Genomic DNA, 20,637 nt, shown 5'->3' on the forward strand with positions numbered 1-20,637 from the left:
GCGCCGTCTGGCTCCGCCCGCCCGATCCCCCGCTCCGAACCCGCTTCTTTCCCCGGTCCTGACAAGCCGGCGCGCCCGCGCGCCCGGCCCCCGACCCGTGCGTTTGACCCGGTCGCCCGCCGACCCTAAACGCAAATCATGACAAAGTCCGAAGCCGATACCCCCACGAGCTGGCCCTTCCGCGAAGCCGAACGCGTCGTCCATCGCCTGCAGAAATCGGGGAAATCCACGGCCCTGTTCGAAACCGGCTACGGCCCCTCCGGCCTGCCGCATATCGGCACCTTCATGGAGGTCGCCCGCACCTCCTGGATCAGGCTCGCCTTCACCAGGCTCACCGGCCTGCCCTCGAAGCTCCTCGCCTTCTCCGACGACATGGACGCCCTGCGCAAAGTCCCCGGCAACGTCCCGCGGCAGGACATGCTCCGCGAGTTCATCGGCCAGCCGCTCACCCGCGTGCCCGACCCCTTCGGCACCCACCCGAGCTTCGGCGCCCACAACAACGCCCGCCTGCAAGCCTTCCTCGATTCCTTCGGCTTCGAATACGAATTCGCCTCCTCCACCGAATACTACACCTCCGGCCGCTTCAACGACGCCCTCCGCGCCGTGGCGGCCAAGCACGATGTCATCCGCGACATCATCCGCCCCACCCTCGGCCCCGAGCGCCGGGCCACCTACTCGCCCATCCTCCCGCTGCACCCGCGCACCGGCCAGGTCATGCAGGTCGCCATCGACGAGGTCGATGTCGATGCGGCGAGCGTCACCTGGCGCGATCCCGAAACCGGCATCCTCCACGAAACCTCGATCCTCGATGGCGGCGCCAAGCTGCAATGGAAGGCCGACTGGGCGATGCGCTGGTTCGCCCTCGGCGTGGACTACGAAATGTCCGGCAAGGACCTGATCGATTCCGTCCGCCTCTCCAGCGCCATCGTCCGCGCCCTGGGCGGCGAGCCGCCCGAGAGCTTCACCTACGAACTCTTCCTCGACGAGCACGGCCAGAAGATCAGCAAGTCGAAGGGCAACGGCCTCTCGGTCGAGGAATGGCTGACCTACGCCCCGGCCGAAAGCCTCGGGCAGTTCATGTTCGCCTCGCCCCAGCGGGCCAAGCGCCTGTATTTCGACGTGATTCCCCGTGCCACCGACGAATACCTCGCCAACCAGGACAATCTCCGCGAGGGCAAGGGCAGGGCGGAGGACAATCCCGCCTGGTTCATCCATGGCGGCGAGATCCCCACGGCCTCCAGCAGTCCGATCCCCTTCGCCATGCTTCTCAACCTCGCCTCGGTGGTCAACGCCGAAACCCCCGACCTGCTCTGGGGCTTCATCCGCGCCTACCGGCCGGAAGCGTCCCCGGAATCGGCCCCCTTCCTCGCCCTCCTGGTCGATTTCGCGGTGCGGTACTATCAGGACTTCATCAAGCCCGCGAAACAGTATCGCAGCCCCACCGAGCTGGAACGCACGGCCCTGCTCGACCTCGCCGACGGTCTGAAATCCATCCCCGACAACGCCGATGCCGAGGCCCTGCAGAACCTGCTCTACGATGTCGGCAAGCGCCACCCCTTCGCCAGCCTGCGGGAGTGGTTCGGCTGCCTCTACCAGGTCCTGCTCGGCCAGACCGAGGGCCCCCGCTTCGGCGGCTTCATCGCGCTTTACGGCATCGCCCCCACCATCGCCCTGATCGAACAGGGCCTCGCCCGCTGACCCTTCGCCGCGCGGGCGGCCAAAACCACCCGCGCGGCCCGGATCTATACATTTTCTATACATTCCAGCCGGAATTCGGTCTGGAATCTTTACGATCCTGCCAGCCATTATCCCGAACACAGTCAGTCGCCTGATCGTCAGGCGCATTCGGGATGACCCATCATGGCGGACCTTCTTACGCTCGTTCTTGCCTTCGCGATCTTCGGCCTCTTCCTGCTCTACGTGAACGCCTGCGAGAAGATCTGACGAAAGCCGGATCGATGATCGACCTCATTCTCTCCGGCATCGCCGCCCTGCTGATCCTCGTCTATCTCGTCTGGGCCCTCCTGCGGCCCGAGGATTTCTGAACGCCATGCATGTGGCGGCAAACATCTCCGGCCTGATCGCCGATGCCCTGATCTGCATCGGCAGTGCCCTCGCCATCGTCCTCGTCATCCTGTGGATGTGGCAGGTGGCACGCCAGGTTCTTCACCGGCATCCCCCCGAACAATAGCGTCTCCGAACGGAAACCCCCATGACCTTGCACGGAATAGGGTTCATCGCCCTCGCGCTCGCCCTCGTCTTCGGCGCGGCCTTTCCGCTGGGCGCCTATCTCGCCCGACTTTATCGCGGCGAGCTGCGATTCCTCGCGGCGATCGAAGCGCCGATCTATCGCCTTTGCGGCATCGATCCCCAGCGCCAGATGGCCTGGGGCGCCTATGCGGTGGGCCTGCTGTTGCTCAGCCTGATCCACTTCCTGCTGCTCTACGCGATTCTCCGGCTCCAGTATTTCCTGCCCTTCAACCCCGAACACATCAGGGGCATGAGTCCGAAGCTCGCCTTCAACACGGCAGTCTCCTTCACCACCAATACCAACTGGCAGGCCTACGCGCCCGAGAGCCAGATTTCCTATGGCGCGCAGATGTTCGGCCTCGCGGTGCATAATTTTCTCTCCGCGGCAGCCGGGCTTGCCGCGGCGGCGGCGCTCATGCGCGCCTTCGCGGGCGGCGGCATTCGCACGCTCGGCAATTTCTACGTCGATCTCGTCCGGATCACCCTGTATCTCCTGCTGCCGATCGCCGTAGTCGCCGCACTGTTCCTGATCGGCTCCGGCGTGCCGATGACGCTTGCTCCCTATGCCCATGTGCATGCCCTCGCGGGCGGGATGCAGACCATCGCCCGCGGGCCGGTGGCGTTGCAGGAGGCGATCAAGGAACTGGGCACCAACGGCGGCGGGTTCTTCAACGCCAACTCGGCGCATCCGTTCGAAAATCCGACGGCCTGGACGAACCTTCTGGAAATCTGGCTCATCCTGGTCATAGGTTTCGCGCTGCCGATCGCCTTCGGCCATGTGGCGGGGCGGCGGCGCGACGGGCGGGCGCTGTTCGCCGTGATGGCGGTGATCCTCGCGTGCGGCATGGTGGGCGCCTATGCGGCGGAGGCGGCGAACAATCCGATCCTCGTCCATGCCGGCCTCGCGGCGCATCCCGGCAACATGGTGGGCAAGGAGGTGCGCTTCGGCGTGGCGCAGTCGACCACGTTCAACATCGCGGCGACCGGGACCTCGACCGGCGCGGTCAATTCGTTCACCGATAGCTATCTCCCGCTCGGCGGGCTGACGGCCCTGTTCATGATGCAACTGGGTGAGATCGCACCCGGCGGCGTCGGCTCGGGGCTTTACGGCATCGTTCTCTTCGCGCTGCTCGCGGTGTTCGTCGCGGGGCTGATGGTCGGCCGGACGCCGGAATATCTCGGCAAGAAGATCGAGGCGCGGGAGATGAAGCTCGCGATGCTAGCAATTCTGGTGCAGACCCTGTTCATCCTGGCCGGAGCGGGTTTCTCGCTGCTGACCAAATCGGGGCTGGCATCGCTTGCCAATGCGGGGCCGCACGGTCTCTCCGAAATGCTCTATGGCTGGACTTCGGCCACCGAAAATAACGGCAGCGCCTTTGCGGGCCTTTCGGCCAACACGATGCTGCTCGATTACGGGCTGGGCCTGGCCATGCTGTTCGGCCGGTTCGCGGTGATGATCCCAGTGCTCGCGATCGCCGGATCGCTTGGCGCCAAGCCGAGGCTGCCGCATTCGGAGGGCACGTTTCCGACCGATGGGCCTCTGTTCATCGGCCTGCTGATCGGTGTCATCGTCATCCTGGTCGGGCTGCAGTTCATGCCGGCCGACCTGCTTGGCCCGATCGTCGAACATTACCTGCTGCTCGCCGGCAAGACCTTCTGAGGAGCGCTGACATGTCCCGCAAAGCCGAGACGATCGGGCTGTTCGATCGCGATATCCTGATCCGCGCGATACGCGATGCCTTCGCCAAGATGAACCCGCGGACGCTGATCCGCAATCCGGTGATCTTCGTGACCGAGATCATCGCCCTGCTGACGACGTTCGTCGGCATTCGCGAAATGGTTTCAGGCCAAGCCTGGGCTTTCTCGATCGTCATCGCGATCTGGCTGTGGATCACGGTGCTGTTCGCGACCTTCGCCGAGGCGGTCGCGGAAGGGCGCGGACGGGTGCGGGCCGAGAGCCTGCGGCGGGCGCGCAGCGACACGATGGCGAAGCGGCTGGATGATCCGGCGGATCGCGCCGCGTTCACCCTGGTGCCGGCGCCGCAGTTGCGGCGGGAGGATCTCGTGCTCGTCGAGGCCGGGGACCTGGTTCCCGCCGATGGGGAAATCGTCGAGGGTATCGCGAGCGTCAACGAAAGTGCGGTGACCGGCGAGTCCGCTCCCGTCATCCGCGAGGCGGGCGGCGACCGCTCGGCGGTGACGGGCGGCACCGAGCTCGTGTCGGACTGGCTGGTCGTCCGCGTCACGTCCGAGCCGGGCTCGAGCTTTCTCGACCGGATGATCGCCCTGGTCGAGGGGGCGGCGCGGCGGAAGACGCCCAACGAGATCGCGCTCGACATCCTGCTCGCCGGCCTGACCATCGTGTTCGTGATCGTGGTCGTCACGCTGCCCGGCTTCGCAGCCTATTCGCACACGCGGCTCGGCATCGCCGAACTCGCGGCGCTGTTCGTCTGCCTGATCCCGACCACGATCGGCGGTCTGCTCTCGGCGATCGGCATCGCCGGGATGGACCGGCTGGTGCGCTTCAACGTGATCGCGACCTCGGGCCGCGCCGTCGAGGCGGCAGGCGATGTCGACACGCTGCTGCTCGACAAGACCGGGACCGTCACCTTCGGCAACCGCATGGCCTCTGCGTTCCATCCGGTGCCGGGTGTGGATGTGCGGCGCATGGCCGAGGCCGCCGCCTGCGCCTCGCTCGGCGACGAGACGCCGGAGGGGCGGTCGATCGTGCGGCTGGCGCGGGAGGAATTCGGCGTCGATCCGGTGCTGCCGGACGGGGCGGAAATCGTGAAGTTCAGCGCGAACACAAGGCTTTCTGGCATCGATGCCGGCGAGCGGCACTGGCGCAAGGGGGCCGTGGACTCGATCCTCGACCTCGTGGGCGGCGCCGCGCCGGACGCCTTCGGCGCGGCGGTGGACCGCATCGCGCGCGCCGGCGGCACGCCGCTCGGCCTGATGGCGGAGGGCGCGCTGCTTGGCGTCATCGAGTTGAAGGACATCGTCAAGCCGGGGATCCGGGAGCGGTTCGAGGCGCTGCGGCGGATCGGCATCCGCACCGTCATGGTCACCGGCGATAACAGGGTGACAGCGAGCGTGATCGCCGCCGAGGCCGGTGTGGACGACGTGATCGCGCAGGCGACGCCGGAGGACAAGCTCGGCTATATCCGCAAGGCGCAGGCCGAGGGACGGCTGGTCGCGATGTGCGGCGACGGCACCAACGACGCGCCGGCGCTGGCGCAGGCTGATGTCGGTGTCGCGATGCAGACCGGCACGCAGGCGGCGCGCGAGGCGGGCAACATGGTTGATCTCGACAGCGATCCGACCAAGCTGATCGAGATCGTGCAGATCGGCAAGCAACTGCTGATCACCCGTGGCGCGCTGACGACCTTCTCGATCGCCAACGACATCGCGAAATACTTCGCGATCCTGCCGGCGATCTTCGCAGCGAGCTACCCGCAGCTCGGCGCCCTCAACATCATGGCCCTGGCCTCGCCGGAAAGCGCCATTCTCTCGGCGGTGATCTTCAATGCGCTGGTCATCGTCGTGCTGGTGCCGCTGGCGTTGCGCGGCGTTGCCTTCCGGCCGATGGGGGCGGCGGCGCTGCTGCGGCGCAACCTGCTGATCTACGGGCTTGGCGGCATCGTCACGCCGTTCGTCGGGATCAAGGTGATCGACCTGATCCTGAACAGTTTCCACATCTTCAGCTGATCGAGCGAGACCGTCATGTTGCGCGAACTCCGCCCCGCGTTTTCCCTTGTCGTCCTCTTCACCCTGCTGCTCGGACTGGCAGCACCGCTGGCCGTGACCGGGCTGGCGCAGCTCGTCTTTCCCTTCGAGGCGAATGGCAGCCTGATCCGGGTTCATGGACAGGCGGTCGGCTCGGCGCTGATCGGGCAGGATTTCCGGGGGGCGCAATGGTTCCATTCCCGTCCCTCGGCGCTGACGGGGACGAATGCGAAAGGCCAGACCATACCCACGCCCTATGACGCCTCGGAATCCGGCGCGTCCAATCTCGGGCCGACCAGCAAGGCGCTCGTCGCCCATGTCACCGCGCGGATCGCCGCCTATCGCAAGGCCTATGGTCCGGGGCCGGTGCCGGATGATGCGGCGACCTCGTCGGGGTCGGGGCTCGATCCGGACATTTCGCTGGCGAACGCGCTGCGGCAGGCGCCCGCGGTGGCGCGGGCGCGGGGAATGCCGGCGGCGACGGTCGAGCGCCTGGTGCGCCGCCTCGCGGTGCGGCCGGCGTTCGGCGTGATCGGCACCGCGCATGTCGACGTGCTGCGGCTGAACCTCGCTTTGGCCAGAAACAGCCAGAAATGACGGATTTCATGCTGCGATGCCGGATAAACGGAAAGCCGCCGTGGGCAAGAAAAGACATCAGATGCCGCACGTTCATTCGCTGGAAGTTGTGCCACGTATAACGATGCGGCTTTTCACGGTCTGGGCCATCATGTGGTTGATGGTATTTTCGATAGTCATATTTTATTTGATGAATAGGAAAATTGGCATAGGAGAAAAAAATTTACTGGAGTCAAGCATTTTGCCATGGATTGTTGTTTCATCGTCGATATTGATGAGATTGCTTTCGTTGAAAAGGCATATCAACACAAAATTTTTTACTGATTATCTTTTCAGGATCGTTCAGCCATTTATTTCCATTATGGTTATCGAATATTCAATTTTATTTTTGACAAAATATAAGCCGATTTTTGTTGAAATATTTATTTGTTCGACGGTGTCCATCCTGACAATCATAATAAGTCTTGTTTCTTTAATACTGTTATCATTTTTTTCTTTCAAATTATACGGCGCCGAGCTTCCCAATCCATGGGAGTGATAAATCGAGATCAAATCGTATCGTTCTGGTTGTCGATCAAGGGCTGAATTTTGTTCCTTGGTAAAGCTTGCAAGGCAGCCGCGAAGCAAGAGCCTGAAGGAGGCATCATGATTCGCCACCATTCCGCAGCAGCGCCCCGCCGGCGCAACCTCAACCGGCTGATCGCCGCCTCGTCCGGCGCGGGGCTCTTCACCGATTACGCATTCGGCAAAGGCCCTGCTCGCCGGGCGGATGGGTCGAGTATTTCAGTTCGAACGGCTCCGGGCGCAACCAGGTCACCCGCGTGGTCGAGGCCGGTGTGTTGTTCCGATTCCGCCCTCGGCACAATCGCGGAAAAATGGTGATCAGCAAATCACGTGTCCGGCGGCTATTATCCAGGCTCTGGAACATCATTATTGCGGCTTGGAGAGAATCGCGCCATCCGCTTTAACCGAGCTGCGTATATTTACCCGCGGCGCGTGGAAACAGGACGTTTGAGCATTTTTGTGAGTATCGATACTCAGGTTGAACCTCACCCTGGCGGGGCGCCGGAAGGCGTCAGGCGGCGGGGACCGGCGCCGGGGCTTGCGCGCCTGCCGGAGATGGCGTGATCATCCCGCATGGGATCCGCATCGCCAGAGAACCGGCCCGACCCGGACGCGCTGCTCGCCCGCGCGAACAGTGACGGGCGCGGGCAGCTCAAGATTTTCCTCGGCGCGGCCCCAGGGGTCGGCAAGACGTGGGAAATGCTGGCCGCGGCGCGGCGGCGCTTCGAGACGGGAACGGATGTCGTCGTCGGCCTGGTCGAGACGCACGGGCGCGCCGAAACGGCGGAACAGCTCGCCGACCTGCCGGTGCTGCCGCGGCGGATCGTGCCCTATCGCGGCCGGCTGCTGGAGGAATTCGATCTCGATGCCGCGCTGAAGCGGCGGCCGGCGCTGCTGCTGGTCGACGAGCTTGCGCATGCCAACGCGCCGGGCCTGCGCCATGCCAAGCGCTGGCAGGACGTCGCGGCGCTGCTGGAGGCGGGGATCAATGTCTGGACCACGCTGAACGTCCAGCATCTCGAAAGCCTGAACGACCAGGTGGCGCGGATTACCGGCATCCGGGTGGCGGAAACGCTGCCCGACACGGTGCTCGGCCTTGCCGACGACATCGAGCTGATCGACCTGCCGCCGGAGGAATTGCGGACGCGGCTGAAGCAGGGGCTGGTCTATCGGCCGGATGTCGCGCGGCGGGCGCTGGGCGGCTTCTTCCGGCCGGGGAATCTCGCCGCGCTGCGCGAGATGGCGCTGCGGCGGGTGGCGCAGCATGTCGATCGCGACATCGCCGCCTATATGCGCGCGCAGGCGATCGCAGGGCCCTGGCCTGCGGCGGAGCGGGTGATGGCGGTGGTCGAGGCCGGCGAGGCGGCGGAGCAGGTGGTGCGGCACGCCTCCCGGCTGGCCGAGGCGCTGCGCGCGCCGTTCTTCGCCTTCCATGCCGAGCGGGCGGCGACCGGCATGGCCGTGCAACCGGCGCTCGATCTCGCGATCCAGCTTGGCGGCACCGTGGAGACGACGACGAACGCGGATGTGTTCGCCGCCCTGCTCGATGCGGCGGCGCGGCAGAACGTCGCGCATATCGTGATCGCGCGCGGCCGTGGTCGGTGGCGGTGGCGGCGTAGCCTCGCCTCGCGGCTTGCGCGGGGCGCGCGGGCCTATGCGCTGCATGTGGTTCCCGATCCCGCGGCGAGCCGGCCGGCGCCGCCGCATCGCGCGCCGCCGCCGAAGCTCATGCCTTTCGGTATCAGCCTCGGCATCATGATCCTGACGACGATCGGCGGGTTCGCCTTGCGCGGCGTGCTGCCGGCCGAGGCGATGGGGTATGTTTTCACCGCGATCGTCGTCGGCATGGCGAGCCTGTATGGCCGCAGCGTCGGCATCTTCGCGGCGCTGACCGGCTTCGTGCTGTGGAATTTCTTCTTTCTCCCGCCGATCTATACGCTTTCGGTGACCAACCCGCGGGACGTGACCGCGCTGTTCGCGTTTCTCGTCGTCGGCGTGCTGACCGGCTCGCTGGCAGGGCGGGTGCGGGCGGAGGCGGAGACCGCGCGCACGCGGATCGAGGCGCTGCGGCGGATCACGCTGTTCGGCCGCGCGCTGGCGCAGGTTTCGGACGAGGCGGGGCTGGCCGCGGTGGTGGAAGCGGAGGCGCGGGCGCTGGCCGGCGAGGCGGTGCTGCTCCTCGCACGGGGCGACGGGCTGCCCCGCGCCGGCGGGTTCGACGAGGCGGCGGTGGCGGCGGCGGAATTCGCCTGGCGCAATCGCGTGGCCACCGGCATGGGCACGACGACGCTACCCGCATCGGCCTGGCGGTTCCAGCCGCTGGCGACCGAGGCAGGGGCGATCGGCGTGCTCGGCGTGCGGCCCGAGACCCCCCCGGCCGAGCCGGTGATCCAGACGCTCAGCGCGCTCGCCGACCAGGCCGCGCTGGCCGCCGAACGGCTGCGGCTGGCCACCAGCGCGGCGGAGGCGCGGGCGCATGAGTCGACGCAGCGCCTGCGCACGGCGCTGCTCTCCTCGCTCTCGCACGACCTGCGCACGCCGCTGACCGCGATCCGCGGCGCGGCCGAGACGCTGGCGGAAGCGGATGGCGAGCTGCCGGAAGCGACGCGGCGCGACCTGCTGGCCAGCATCGTCGAGGATGTCGGGCGGATGACGCGGTTTCTCGCCAACATCACCGGGATGGCGCGGATCGAGACGGGCGAGATCGTTGCCCGGCACGAGAAGGTGGATCTTGCGCCGGTGGTGGAACACGCGGTGGCGCGGGTGAAGGAGGCGTTCCACACCGCGGTCAACATTCCCGAAGACGCGGCCACGGTGCGCGCCGATCCGGCGCTGCTGGAACAGGTGCTGGTCAATCTGCTGGAGAACGCGGTGAAATACGGGCCCGAGGGCGGGGCGATCTCGGTGTTCGCGCGGCGCGCGGGGGACAGCGTCGTGCTGTCGGTCGCCGATGAGGGGGTGGGAATTCCGCCCGAGGATCTGCCGCATGTGTTCGACAGCTTCTTCCGGGTGGTGCGGGGTGACCGTGTGGCGCCCGGCACGGGGCTGGGGCTGGCGATCGCGCGGGCCTTCGTCGAGGCGATGGGCGGGACGATCGCCGCCGAGAGCCCGCGGCGCGACCTGCCGGCGGACGGACTGCCGGGAACGATCATCCGCGTGGAGCTGCCGGTGCCATGACCGAGGCGAAGCGGATCGAGACCGGCCGCGTGCTGGTGGTGGATGACGAGCCGCAGATCCACCGCTTCCTCAAGCCGGCGCTGGAGGCGGCGGGATATGTCGTGCTGCGGGCGGAGCGGGGGGCGGAGGCGTTGCGGCTGGCGGCGACGATGGTGCCGGACGTGATCCTGCTCGATCTCGGCCTGCCCGATCTCGACGGCCAGGACGTGATCGTGAAGCTGCGGGAATTCTCGGATGTGCCGGTGATCGTGCTTTCGGCGCGGGACCAGGAGGCGCAGAAGATCGCGGCGTTCGATGCCGGAGCGAACGACTATGTCGAGAAACCCTTCGGCCTCGGCGAGCTGCTCGCGCGCATCCGCAACGCCTTCCGCCTGATCGCGACCGGGCAGGGGGTGCCGACCGAGGCGATCGAGATCGACGGGCTGCGGATCGACGAGGCGGCCCGCAGCGTCAGCCTCGACGGCGCCGAGATCCATTTCACCAAGACCGAATTCCGGATCCTGGCGGCGCTGGCGCGGCATCGCGGCAAGCTGGTGACGCATGACGACATCCTGCGTGCCGGCTGGGGCGGGGTGCATGACTCCGACCGCACCTACATCCGCATCTATATCCGCAACATCCGCCAGAAACTCGGGACGTTCGCGGACCGGCACATCAGGACGCGGCCGGGGCTCGGTTATATCTTCGAGTGAGGCGATGCGGCGAGTTCCTGCTGCAGCCAGGCGGAAAATCGCGAGATCAGCGGATTGGCCTGGCTGGGCTGCGGATAGACGAGGAAATGCGCGAGATAATGCAGGTCGACCGAGCGTCCCCGCAGCGGGGCCACCAGCCGGCCGCCGGCGATCTCGCGTTCGGCCAGCCTGGTTGATTCGAGGGCGACGCCGAGTCCGTCGGCCGCCATGCTGATGGCGAGGAAGCTGCGGTCGAAGCGCAGGCCGTGCGGCGCCGGCGTGCTCAGCCCGTTGGCGGCGAACCAGTCGGGCCAGCGCAGCATCTTGTTGTCGCTGTGGATCAGGGTTTCCTGCACCAGATCGGCCGGGCTCGTGATCCGCGCCGCAAGCGCGGGCGCGCAGAGCGGTGTCACGGTTTCCTCGCCGAGGGAAATCCGCACCATGCCGGGCATGACCCGCGCGGTCGGCGCCGCCGCGTAGACGATGTCGGCGTCGAAGGCGCCGTCGCTGAAGCGGGCATAGTCGGTGCTCGCGGCGATGCGCACCTCGACCTGCGGGTTCGCCGCGAGAAAGCGTTGCAGCCGCGGCGCGAGCCACTGGGTCGCGAAGCTCGGCGCGACATGCAGGCGCAACAGGCGCGGCGCGCGGGTGGAGACGGCCTGCATGCCCCGCCGCAGCGTGTCGAACGCCTCCGCGACATGGCGCATCAGCGTCTGTCCCTCGGTGGTCATCTCGATCGTCCTGGCCTGGCGCAGGAACAGCCGGACGCCGAGCAGGTCTTCGAGCTTGCGGATCGCGTGGCTCACCGCGCTCGGCGTCAGGTTGAGTTCGGCGGCGGCGGCGCGGAAGGAGCCGGTTCGCCCGGCGGCCTCGAAGGCGCGCAGCATGGACAGCGGAATGGTGTTCAGCATGGCGAAACACAGATGAACCAGATTCACCGATTCATGCAAATTATCCCTTTGAAATTTCATTCGTCAGGCGCTTTTCTCCGTTCCGGATACACGGAGGAAACGCATGCTGCTCAAGGGCAAGACCGCAGTCATATCTGGTGGCGCGAGCAAGAAGGGGATCGGCCTCGCGACCGCACGGCTGTTCGCCGAACATGGCGCGCGGGTCGCCATTCTCGATCTCGATCAGGAGGCTTCCGACGAGGCGGCGGCGTCGCTCGGCGCCGGGCATCTCGGCGTGGCCTGCGACGTCACCGACCGCGCGGCCTGCGATGAGGCGGCGCGCCGGGTGATCGGCGCGTTCGGCCAGGCCGACATCCTGATCAACAATGCCGGCATCACCGAACCGTTGCGGCTGCTGGAGATCGAGGCGCGGAACTGGGAGCGGGTGATCGACGTCAACCTCACCGGCGTGTTCCATCTCAGCCAGGCGTTTCTGCCGCATATGAGCGCGCGTGGCAGCGGCTCGATCGCGTGCATGTCGTCGGTTTCGGCGCAGCGCGGCGGCGGGATTTTCGGCGGGCCGCACTATTCGGCGGCTAAGGCCGGCGTGCTCGGCCTCGCCAAGGCGATGGCGCGCGAGTTCGGCCCCGCCGGCATCCGCGTGAATTCGGTGACGCCCGGGCTGATCCAGACCGAGATCACCGGCGGCAAGCTGACCGACGAGATGCGCGCCGAGATCCTGAAGGGGATTCCGATCGGCCGGCTCGGAACCGCCGAGGACGTGGCGCGGATCTTCCTGTTCCTCGCCTCCGATCTCTCCGCCTATGTCACGGGCGCGGTGATCGACGTCAATGGCGGCATGCTGATCCACTGATCCAGAAACAGCGCCGGGAATTCTGCCCCATGTCTTCCACCAAACAGGTCTTGTCCCCGGAAGCCCGCAATGGCGGCTTCCCCCATGCCGGCTCGAACGTTTCGCTGCGCGAGCGGGCCTATCGCATCCGCCGGCACGCGCTGCGGATGGGCGAAGTGCAGGGGCAGGGCTATATCGCGCAGGCGCTCGGCATCGCCGATGTGCTCGCGGTGTCCTATTTCCATGCGCTGCGCTACCGGCCGGACGACGTGCACTGGGAGGGGCGCGACCGCTTCCTGCTGTCGATCGGCCATTATGCGATCGCGCTTTACGCGGCGCTGATCGAGGCGGGGATTCTGCCCGAGAGCGAGATCGAGTCCTATGGCGCCGACGAGAGCCGCCTGCCGATGTCGGGCATGGCCGCCTACACGCCGGGCATGGAGATCACCGGCGGCTCGCTCGGCCACGGCGTCGGCATCGCGGTCGGCATGGCGCTCGGCCTGAAGCGGAAAAAATCGGACGCCTTCGTCTACACGCTGTTCTCCGACGGCGAGCTGAACGAGGGCTCGATCTGGGAAGGCGTGATGGGGGCGGCGCACTGGCAGCTCGACAACCTCATCGGCATCGTCGATGTCAATGACCAGCAGGCGGACGGACCGTCCTCGGCGATGTCGTCGCGCGAGCCGCTGCACGAACGCTTCCGCGCCTTCGGCTGGCATACCCAGCGCGTGGACGGCAACGACATCGACGCCGTGGTCGCCGCTTTCGACGCCGCGCGCGCCGCGAAAGTCGCCGCGCCGCGCATCGTGATCTGCGACACCCAGATGGCGAAGGGCGTGCCCTTCCTCGAAACCCGCGAGCGCAACCACTTCCTCCGCGTCGAGGCCGAGGAATGGCAGCAGGCGATCGACCTGCTCGACGCCAATTTCAGCGCAAAGGCCCCGTGATGAGCACCGTACAGACCAGGGCGCCGAAGACGCGCCTGACCACATCGGCGATGATCGCCTCGATCGCCGCACCCGGCCAGCGCACCGCGCCGGCGCCGTTCGGCAACGCGCTCGTCGAGCTGGCGAAGATGCGCCCCGAGATCGTCGGGCTGACCGCAGATCTCGCGAAATATACCGACCTGCACATTTTCGCGAAGGCCTATCCGGAGCGTTTCTACCAGATGGGCATGGCCGAGCAGCTGCTGATGTCGGCCGCCGCCGGCCTCGCGCGCGAGGGGGCGCTGCCCTTCGTGACGACCTATGCCGTGTTCGCCGCCCGCCGTGCCTATGACTTCATCTGCATGGCGATCGCCGAAGAACGGCTCAACGTGAAGATCGTCTGCGCCCTGCCGGGCCTGACCTCCGGCTACGGGCCGAGCCATCAGGCGACCGAGGACATCGCGATCTTCCGCGGCATGCCGAATCTCACCATCGTCGATCCGGCCGATGCGCACGAGATCGCGCAGGCGACACCGGCGATCGCGGCGCATGACGGGCCGGTCTACATGCGGCTGCTGCGCGGCAACGTACCGCTGATCCTCGACGAATATGGCTACACGTTCGAGCTGGGGAAGGCCAAGACGATCCGGACAGGCAACGATGTTCTGGTGATCTCGACCGGGCTTGCCACGATGCGCGCGTTGCAGGCGGCCGAGACGCTGGAGGCGGACCGCATCGGCGTCGAGGTGCTGCACGCGGCGACGATCAAGCCGCTCGATCTTGAGACGATCCTCGCCGCCGCCGGCAAGGGCGGGCGTCTCGTCGTCGTCGCCGAGAACCACACGGTGGTCGGCGGGCTCGGCGAGGCGGTGGCGGCCGGGATGCTGCGCGCCGGCATCGCGCCCCGGTTCCGGCAGATCGGCCTGCCGGACGAGTTTCTCGCGGCCGGCGCGCTGCCGACGCTGCACGACCGCTACGGCATCTCGGCCGAAGCGATGGCGCGGCAGATCAGGGCGTGGCTCTGAGATGAAAACATCGAGGTAATGGCTGCATCATTTCAAAAGGAGGAAACAACGATGAGCAATAACACGATCCGGCGGCGCACGCTGCTGGCGGGGGCGGCATCCGTGCCGGCCTTCGCGATCCTGACCCGCAGGGGCGATGCGGCGCAGTTTCGCTGGAAGATGGCCACCGGCCAGGAGCCGACCCATCCGGTGAACATCCGCGCGGCGCAGGCGATCAAGGCGATCCGCGAGGCGACCCATGGCGGGCTCGAGATCAAGCTCTACCCCGCGGCGCAGCTCGGCACCGACAAGCAGCTGATCGCGCAGACCAGGCTCGGCGGGATCCAGATCATGAACATGGCCAGTTCCATTCTGGCAACGACGATTCCGGCGGCCGGCATCGTCAATATCGGTTATGCGTTCCTCACGCCGAAGGATGTGTGGGCGGCGGTCGACGGTCCGCTCGGCGCCTATATCGCGAAGAAGATCGACGCGCACGGCATGCACCAGATCGGGCCGAGTTGGGAAAACGGATTCCGCAACGTCACCTCCGGCACGAAGCCGGTGAGGACGCCGGCGGATCTGCACAATTTCAAGATCCGCGTGCCGCCGGCGCCAATCCTCTCGTCCATGTTCGCCGCGTTTGGTGCTGCGCCGACCGCGATCGATTTCAGCGAGGTCTATACCTCGCTCGAAAATCACGTGGTGGATGGCCAGGAAAATCCGCTGCCGATCATCTACACGGCGAAGCTCTATGACGTGCAGAAATATCTCAGCATGACCCGGCACGCCTGGGACGGCTACCTGATCATCGGCAACAAGCCGGCCTTCGCGCGGCTGCCGGCGAAATGGCAGGACATCGTGACCGAGGAATTCGGCAAGGCGGGGCATGCGGAGCGGCAGGATATCGCCGATCTCGGCAACTCGCTGAAATCGAAGCTCGCGGCGAAGGGAATGACCGTTCTCGATGTCGACAAGGCGGCGTTCCGCAGCGTGCTCGGCAAGAAGAAATACTATCCGCACTGGAAGCAGAAATTCGGCGCCGAGGCGTGGGGCCTGCTTGAAAAGACGGCCGGCCCGCTGGAATAAGGCCGCACCCGCCGGCGGACGGTTGGGTGAGGCTCCCGAACCGTCCGCCATGCGGGCAGCTGAAACGCGACGACAAGAACAGACGGCGCCGCGCGTGCGGAACGACCGGGGGAGAGAAACGATGCAGGCATGTTCTGCAACCATGGCGTCCGGCAGGATGCGCCGCCCGGTTGCGAGGATCGCCGATGCAGCACTGGATGGCGCTGGTGTCGTGCTGCTGGCGGTGGAGGTGCTGGTGCTGTTCGCCGGCATCATCGCGCGCACGGTGTTCATCCATCCGCTCATCTGGTCGACGGAATTCGCGAGGCTGGTGTTCGTCTGGCTCACCATGATCGGCGCCGCGATCGCGGTGCGCGACGACCGGCACATGCGGATGACGGCGCTGGTGCACAGTCTGCCGGCGCGCTTGCAGGCCCGGTTCCGCGCCGGGGCGGATGTGATCCAGCTCGCTTCCGTGCTGGCGATGATCGGGCCGAGCCTCGTCTTCCTTCAGGTCGAGCAACTGTCGTCGCTGTCGCAGCTCGGTATTTCCAGCGCCTGGGAAGCGGCGGGGCTGGTGGCCGGCTTCGCGCTGATCGCGCTCTATCTGCTGCGCGACCTGTTCGCGCATCGGGGCGGGGATTTCTGGCGCGGCGCAGTGGGTGCGGCGGTCATCGTCGGGGCGGCGTGGCTGGCCGGCCGGGCCCTGGCCGCCGACACGCTGGCGGAGGTGATCTTCGTTTTCATCGCGATGCTGTTCGCGACCGTGCTGGCCGGCGTGCCGATCGCCTTCGCCTTCGGCTTCTGCACCACCTTCTACCTGATGGTCACGCAGGGCGCGCCGCTCGCCGTGATGGCGAGCCAGGTGGAGCAGGGCACCTCCTCGATCATCCTGCTCGCGGTGCCGCTGTTCGTGCTGCTTGGCGGGCTGCTGACCGTCACCCGGCTCGCGCCGGCGATGATGCGGTTCCTCACCGAGCTGATCGGCCCGGTGAAGGGCGGGCTGTTCTATGTGCTGATCGGCGGCATCCTGCTCGTCTCCGGCATCTCCGGGGCGAAGACGGCCGATCTCGCCGCCGTCGCGCCGATCGTGGTGCCCGAGATGAAGCGGCAGAAGATCGACGAGGGGCACATACTCTCCGTCGTCTCGTGCTGCGGCGCGATGGCGGAGACGATACCGCCCTCGATCGTGCTGATCATCATCGGCGCGGTCACCGGAACCTCGATTTCCGCGCTGTTCGCCGCGGGGCTGATGCCGGCCATCCTGCTGGCGGTCATCCTGGCGCTGCTCTCGCGCATCTGGGCGGGGGCTGATGCGGCGGCCGCGGCGCCGCGTGTGCCGGCGCGGCGGGTCCTGCGGAGCTTCCTCCACGGCCTGCCCGCGCTGGCGCTGCCCTTCGTGATCCGCTTCGCCGTGATCGACGGCATCGCCACCGCGACCGAGGTCGCCACCATCGGCACCGTCTATGCGATCGTGCTCGGGGTCGTGTTCTATGGCGGATTCCGGCCGGCGGCGCTGTATGACTGCGCGGCGAAGGCGGTCGGGCTGTCGGGGGCGATCATGTTCATCATCGCGGTGGCGACCGCGATGAGCTGGACGCTGACGCAGTCCGGCTTCGCGGACGACATCACCCGGCTGATGCTGGCCCTGCCGGGCGGGCGCTACGGTTTCCTGCTGGGCTCGATTTTCCTGATGATCGTGCTCGGCAGCATTCTCGAGGGCATCCCGATCCTGGTGCTGTTCGGGCCGATCCTGTTTCCGATCGCCCGCACGCTGCATATCGGCGATGTGCGCTATGGCATCATCGTCATCCTTGCCATGGGTATCGGCCTGTTCGCGCCGCCGTTCGGGCTTGGCTATTACGCCGCCGGGATCATGACCGACATCGACCCGAACCGGGCCCTGAAGACCATCTGGGGCTATCTCGCCGCGCTGGTCTTGGGCCTGCTGGCGATCGCCTTCGTGCCCTGGGGCGCGCTCTGAGCCGGGCGGTCAGCGCATCAGGCGGGTGATCGTCGGCTGCAACGCGGCGGCGATCCGGCGCATGCCCTCGGCATCGGGGTGCAGGGCGGGCTCGGGCGGGTGCATGCGCGGGTCGACATAGAGCGCGGGGTCGGCGCGGCCATCGACCTCCAGCACGTGGCCGACATTGCGGAACGTCACCAGGCGGCTACCGGCATAGCGGCGGGCGAGATCGGCATTGATGATCCGCGTCTGCGCGCTGATCCACGCCGAGCGGATCGAGGGCAGGATGCCGAGCAGCAGCACATGCGCGCCGGGGACGTGGCGGTGCAGGTCGCGCACCACCTCCTCGATTCCCGGCACCGTCTGGTCCGCGCCCCAATGGGTGCGGCCGAGATTGTTGGCGCCAATCAGCAGCACGACGAGCCTGGGATGCAGGCCGGCGAATTCGCCATGGTCGATCCGCCAGATCACGCTCGCCGTGGTGTCGCCGATCAGGCCGAAATTCAGCGCATCGTAGCGTCCGTAATAGTGGCGCCAGATCGGCAGGATCTGCTGGTAGGGGTGCGGGCCCTCGCGGTGCCAGTATTCGGTGATCGAATCGCCGAGCCAGACCAGCCTGGCGTCCGGATGCTCGCGCGCTTCCTGCTTGGTGTGCTCGAAGCGGTGCCGCCACCAGGGCAGGTCCATCCGCCCGATCGGCACGGCGGCGAGATTGACATGGGCCTGGGCGGTGAATGGAACCAGCAGTGCCAGCAGCAGGCAGAGGCGACGGATCATGCGGACCTCGAAGGATCGTGGCGTCCGAAGACGCGGGGATAGATAACCAGATACGCGCCCTGGAACAGGCCGGCGAGCAGGAACGGGGCTGCGAGGGCGCCGGACTCGAACAGCACGCCGGCCAGCGCCGGGGCGATGCCGCGCGGCAGCAGCACCGAGATCGTGTTGACGCTGGCGGCAAGCCCCCGCCGCTCGCCGCGCACGAGGCCGAGGGCGACCGCCTGGCGCGCCCCGGCGGTGCCGCGGTTGAAGGCCGAGCGCAGGGCATAGACGACCAGTGCCACGCCGAAACTCGGCGAGAAGGGCAGGGCGAACAGGCTGACCAGCCCGATGCCGCGCATCAGCACCACCGCGCGCACCGTGCCGAGCCGCCGGGTCAGCCGCCCGGTGGTCAGCGCGGCGATGCCGGCGGCGGCGAAGGCGATGGCGAGCGCCGGGCCGATGGCGGAAGCCCCCGCATGATAGCGGGCGGCGAACCACCAGGAGATGAACGGGCCGGACAGGCCGATCCCGGTGCCGTTGAGGATGTTGAGACCGGCGAGCTTCCAGAGCAGGCTGTTCTCCGCCTTCGAGACGGCTTCGTGCTCCTCCGTCCGGGCTGCGGCCTCGCGCGGCGGATCGGGGGTGAGGGCGAGCAGCATTGTGGCGATGAGCGAGGCCGCGAGCGGCAGGACGAACATCGGCCGCGACGCGCCGATCAGCCCGGCGAGCACGGCGCCGATGCCCATGCCGAAAAACCCGATCGCGGTGTTGATCGACAGGACGGTGCCGAACTCCCGCTTCTCGATCAGGCCGGACAGCCAGGACTGTTCCGCCGGCGCGAAGGGGCCGGCCGAGCCGTTGGCGCCGCGGCCGAAGCCGCCGATCACCGCGGCGAAGGCGAGCGGCAGCGTCGCCTGGGTGAGCAGGCCGATCAGGGCGGCGAGGACCGAGATCGCCTCGTAGACGAGGACGAAGCGCTTGCGGCCGAAGCGGTCGCTCGCCGGGCCGACCAGCGTCGTCACCGCGACGGCGAACAGGATCGACAGGGCGAAGACGACGCCGAGAAGCGCGGCACTCCAGCCGAGTTTGGTGACGTAGAGCGCGAAATCGACCACCAGCGCGCCCTGGGCGATGCTGCGCGCCCCGCGCGCGCCCATCAGCCGCACGATGTCGGGGCGCGCGGTTGCCATCAGGCGCCGAACGGGATCAGGATCAGGCTCAGCGCGCCGAACAGGGCGCAATAGGCGGCGAAGGGGCCGAGCGCCCAGCGGTCGTGATTGCGGAAATAGCGCATCAGGAAGGCGGTCGAGAGATAGGCGACGACGCCGGCGACGACGGCGGCGAGCAGGGCGGTGCCGAACATGCCGCGCGCGGCGGCGGCGTGATGCAGGAGATGCGGCACCTCGATCACCGCGGCGCCGGCGATCACCGGGGTGGCCATCAGGAAGGCGAAGCGGGCGGCGGCCTCGTGGTCGAGGCCGCGGGTCAGGCCGCCGACGATCGCCGAGCCCGAGCGCGACAGGCCGGGCAGGAAGGCGAGGCACTGGAACAGGCCGATCACCAGCGAGTCGCGGAGGGTAAGCTGGCCGATGCCGAAGCCGTTGCCGGCGCGGCGGCGGCGCAGCCGTTCGCCGATGATCAGCACCGCGCCGTTGGCGATGAGGAAGGCGGCGGCAATCTCGGGGCTGGCGAAGAGATGCTGGATCGGCTTTTTCAGCGCGAAGCCGATGACCACGGCCGGCAGGGTGGCGACGACGAGGCGCAGCAGCAGGCCGCGCTGGGCATCGACCTCGCCGGGTTCGCCGCGGCCGAGCAGGCCGGCGAGCATCGCCCACCATTCGCGCCAGAAATAGAGCAGCAGCGCCGTCGCGGTGCCGACATGGAGCATGACGACGAAGGGCAGGAACGAGGGCGAGGCCTGGTCGATGGGCCAGTGCAGCAGGGCGGGGACGATCACCACATGGCCGAGGCTGGAGACGGGGAACAACTCGGTCGCCCCTTGCAGGATGGCGAAGAGGACGGCGATCAGCGGGGTCATGGCGGCTCCGGCGGTTGTGGGTGCCGCTTCACTTGGCAAACAAGCGCGGCGAAGGCAACGCATCGCGGCGCGGCCCCGCCGGACGGCGACAGGATAATGACCCACCGTTCCGCGCGTTAACGCGTTGCTCATGATTTCATGGCAGGCTCGCTTCCTCGATCGGCCATCC

18 protein-coding genes are annotated in these 20,637 nt (G+C 67.3%); 13 read left to right on the forward strand and 5 right to left on the reverse strand.

The features are described 5' to 3' along the window. The first annotated feature begins 138 nt into the window (after nucleotides 1–138). From RT91_RS06300 to kdpC, 6 genes are all read left to right on the forward strand, one after another. Nucleotides 139–1,698, forward strand: a complete 1,560-nt coding sequence (locus RT91_RS06300; RefSeq protein ID WP_035186269.1) for a lysine--tRNA ligase — start codon at nucleotides 139–141, stop codon at nucleotides 1,696–1,698. A gap of 152 nt (nucleotides 1,699–1,850) precedes the next feature. After that, complete coding sequence (locus RT91_RS22305; RefSeq protein WP_013639830.1) at nucleotides 1,851–2,045, forward strand: potassium-transporting ATPase subunit F; 195 nt, start codon at nucleotides 1,851–1,853, stop codon at nucleotides 2,043–2,045. A 5-nt stretch (nucleotides 2,046–2,050) separates the two neighbouring features. Next, nucleotides 2,051–2,191, forward strand: coding sequence for a hypothetical protein (locus RT91_RS21950; RefSeq protein ID WP_154653532.1), 141 nt, complete (start codon nucleotides 2,051–2,053; stop codon nucleotides 2,189–2,191). A 21-nt stretch (nucleotides 2,192–2,212) separates the two neighbouring features. Beyond that, nucleotides 2,213–3,910, forward strand: a complete 1,698-nt coding sequence (gene kdpA, locus RT91_RS06305) for a potassium-transporting ATPase subunit KdpA (protein ID WP_011941712.1) — start codon at nucleotides 2,213–2,215, stop codon at nucleotides 3,908–3,910. A gap of 11 nt (nucleotides 3,911–3,921) precedes the next feature. After that, a complete protein-coding gene (kdpB, locus tag RT91_RS06310; protein WP_011930763.1) occupies nucleotides 3,922–5,958 on the forward strand; it encodes a potassium-transporting ATPase subunit KdpB in 2,037 nt (678 codons plus the stop codon). A gap of 15 nt (nucleotides 5,959–5,973) precedes the next feature. After that, nucleotides 5,974–6,573, forward strand: coding sequence for a potassium-transporting ATPase subunit KdpC (gene kdpC, locus RT91_RS06315; protein ID WP_007425088.1), 600 nt, complete (start codon nucleotides 5,974–5,976; stop codon nucleotides 6,571–6,573). Nucleotides 6,574–6,894: 321 nt separating this feature from the next. Here kdpC and RT91_RS22310 read toward each other — a convergent pair whose 3' ends face one another. Further along, nucleotides 6,895–7,209: a hypothetical protein gene (locus RT91_RS22310; protein WP_205408954.1), complete on the reverse strand. Its 315-nt coding sequence runs from the start codon at nucleotides 7,207–7,209 to the stop codon at nucleotides 6,895–6,897. Nucleotides 7,210–7,689: 480 nt separating this feature from the next. Between RT91_RS22310 and RT91_RS06320 the strand changes: the two genes are divergently transcribed. Further along, complete coding sequence (locus RT91_RS06320; RefSeq protein ID WP_035186272.1) at nucleotides 7,690–10,293, forward strand: sensor histidine kinase KdpD; 2,604 nt, start codon at nucleotides 7,690–7,692, stop codon at nucleotides 10,291–10,293. Further along, nucleotides 10,290–10,985: a response regulator gene (locus RT91_RS06325; protein ID WP_013639825.1), complete on the forward strand. Its 696-nt coding sequence runs from the start codon at nucleotides 10,290–10,292 to the stop codon at nucleotides 10,983–10,985. Before RT91_RS06320 ends, RT91_RS06325 begins: the two co-directional genes overlap by 4 nt. Here RT91_RS06325 and RT91_RS06330 read toward each other — a convergent pair. Continuing rightward, on the reverse strand, nucleotides 10,970–11,902 hold the full coding sequence (locus RT91_RS06330) for a LysR substrate-binding domain-containing protein (RefSeq protein ID WP_231844492.1): 933 nt from the start codon (nucleotides 11,900–11,902) through the stop codon (nucleotides 10,970–10,972). The two genes, RT91_RS06325 and RT91_RS06330, sit on opposite strands and share 16 nt — an antisense overlap. 76 nt (nucleotides 11,903–11,978) lie before the next feature. On the opposite strand from RT91_RS06330, the gene RT91_RS06335 reads away from it, so the two are divergent. From RT91_RS06335 to RT91_RS06355, 5 genes are all read left to right on the forward strand, one after another. Next, nucleotides 11,979–12,728, forward strand: a complete 750-nt coding sequence (locus tag RT91_RS06335; RefSeq protein WP_011941720.1) for an SDR family NAD(P)-dependent oxidoreductase — start codon at nucleotides 11,979–11,981, stop codon at nucleotides 12,726–12,728. A gap of 29 nt (nucleotides 12,729–12,757) precedes the next feature. Further along, nucleotides 12,758–13,654 carry a transketolase gene (locus RT91_RS06340; RefSeq protein ID WP_035186277.1) on the forward strand — a complete coding sequence of 299 codons (897 nt, stop codon included), beginning with the start codon at nucleotides 12,758–12,760 and terminating at the stop codon, nucleotides 13,652–13,654. Then, nucleotides 13,654–14,658, forward strand: coding sequence for a transketolase family protein (locus RT91_RS06345; RefSeq protein WP_035186279.1), 1,005 nt, complete (start codon nucleotides 13,654–13,656; stop codon nucleotides 14,656–14,658). Before RT91_RS06340 ends, RT91_RS06345 begins: the two co-directional genes overlap by 1 nt. Nucleotides 14,659–14,709: 51 nt before the next feature. Next, nucleotides 14,710–15,726, forward strand: a complete 1,017-nt coding sequence (locus RT91_RS06350; protein WP_035186281.1) for a TRAP transporter substrate-binding protein — start codon at nucleotides 14,710–14,712, stop codon at nucleotides 15,724–15,726. A gap of 142 nt (nucleotides 15,727–15,868) precedes the next feature. After that, nucleotides 15,869–17,689, forward strand: a complete 1,821-nt coding sequence (locus RT91_RS06355) for a TRAP transporter large permease subunit (RefSeq protein WP_240314217.1) — start codon at nucleotides 15,869–15,871, stop codon at nucleotides 17,687–17,689. Between the two features lie 9 nt (nucleotides 17,690–17,698). Here the strand turns inward: RT91_RS06355 and RT91_RS06360 are convergent, their stop codons facing one another. From RT91_RS06360 to RT91_RS06370, 3 genes are read right to left on the reverse strand one after another with little or no spacing between them, the layout of a single operon-like run. Continuing rightward, nucleotides 17,699–18,448 (reverse strand): platelet-activating factor acetylhydrolase IB subunit, encoded by a 750-nt coding sequence (locus RT91_RS06360; protein WP_007422549.1) that lies wholly within the window; start codon nucleotides 18,446–18,448, stop codon nucleotides 17,699–17,701. Further along, complete coding sequence (locus RT91_RS06365; protein WP_035186284.1) at nucleotides 18,445–19,620, reverse strand: MFS transporter; 1,176 nt, start codon at nucleotides 19,618–19,620, stop codon at nucleotides 18,445–18,447. Before RT91_RS06365 ends, RT91_RS06360 begins: the two co-directional genes overlap by 4 nt. Then, nucleotides 19,620–20,468, reverse strand: a complete 849-nt coding sequence (locus RT91_RS06370; protein WP_035186285.1) for an undecaprenyl-diphosphate phosphatase — start codon at nucleotides 20,466–20,468, stop codon at nucleotides 19,620–19,622. The genes RT91_RS06365 and RT91_RS06370 overlap by 1 nt, the downstream gene beginning before the upstream one ends. Between the last annotated feature and the right edge of the window lie 169 nt (nucleotides 20,469–20,637).

This window comes from Acidiphilium sp. JA12-A1 (genome assembly GCF_000724705.2).
In the GTDB taxonomy this organism is placed as follows: Bacteria; Pseudomonadota; Alphaproteobacteria; order Acetobacterales; family Acetobacteraceae; genus Acidiphilium; species Acidiphilium multivorum.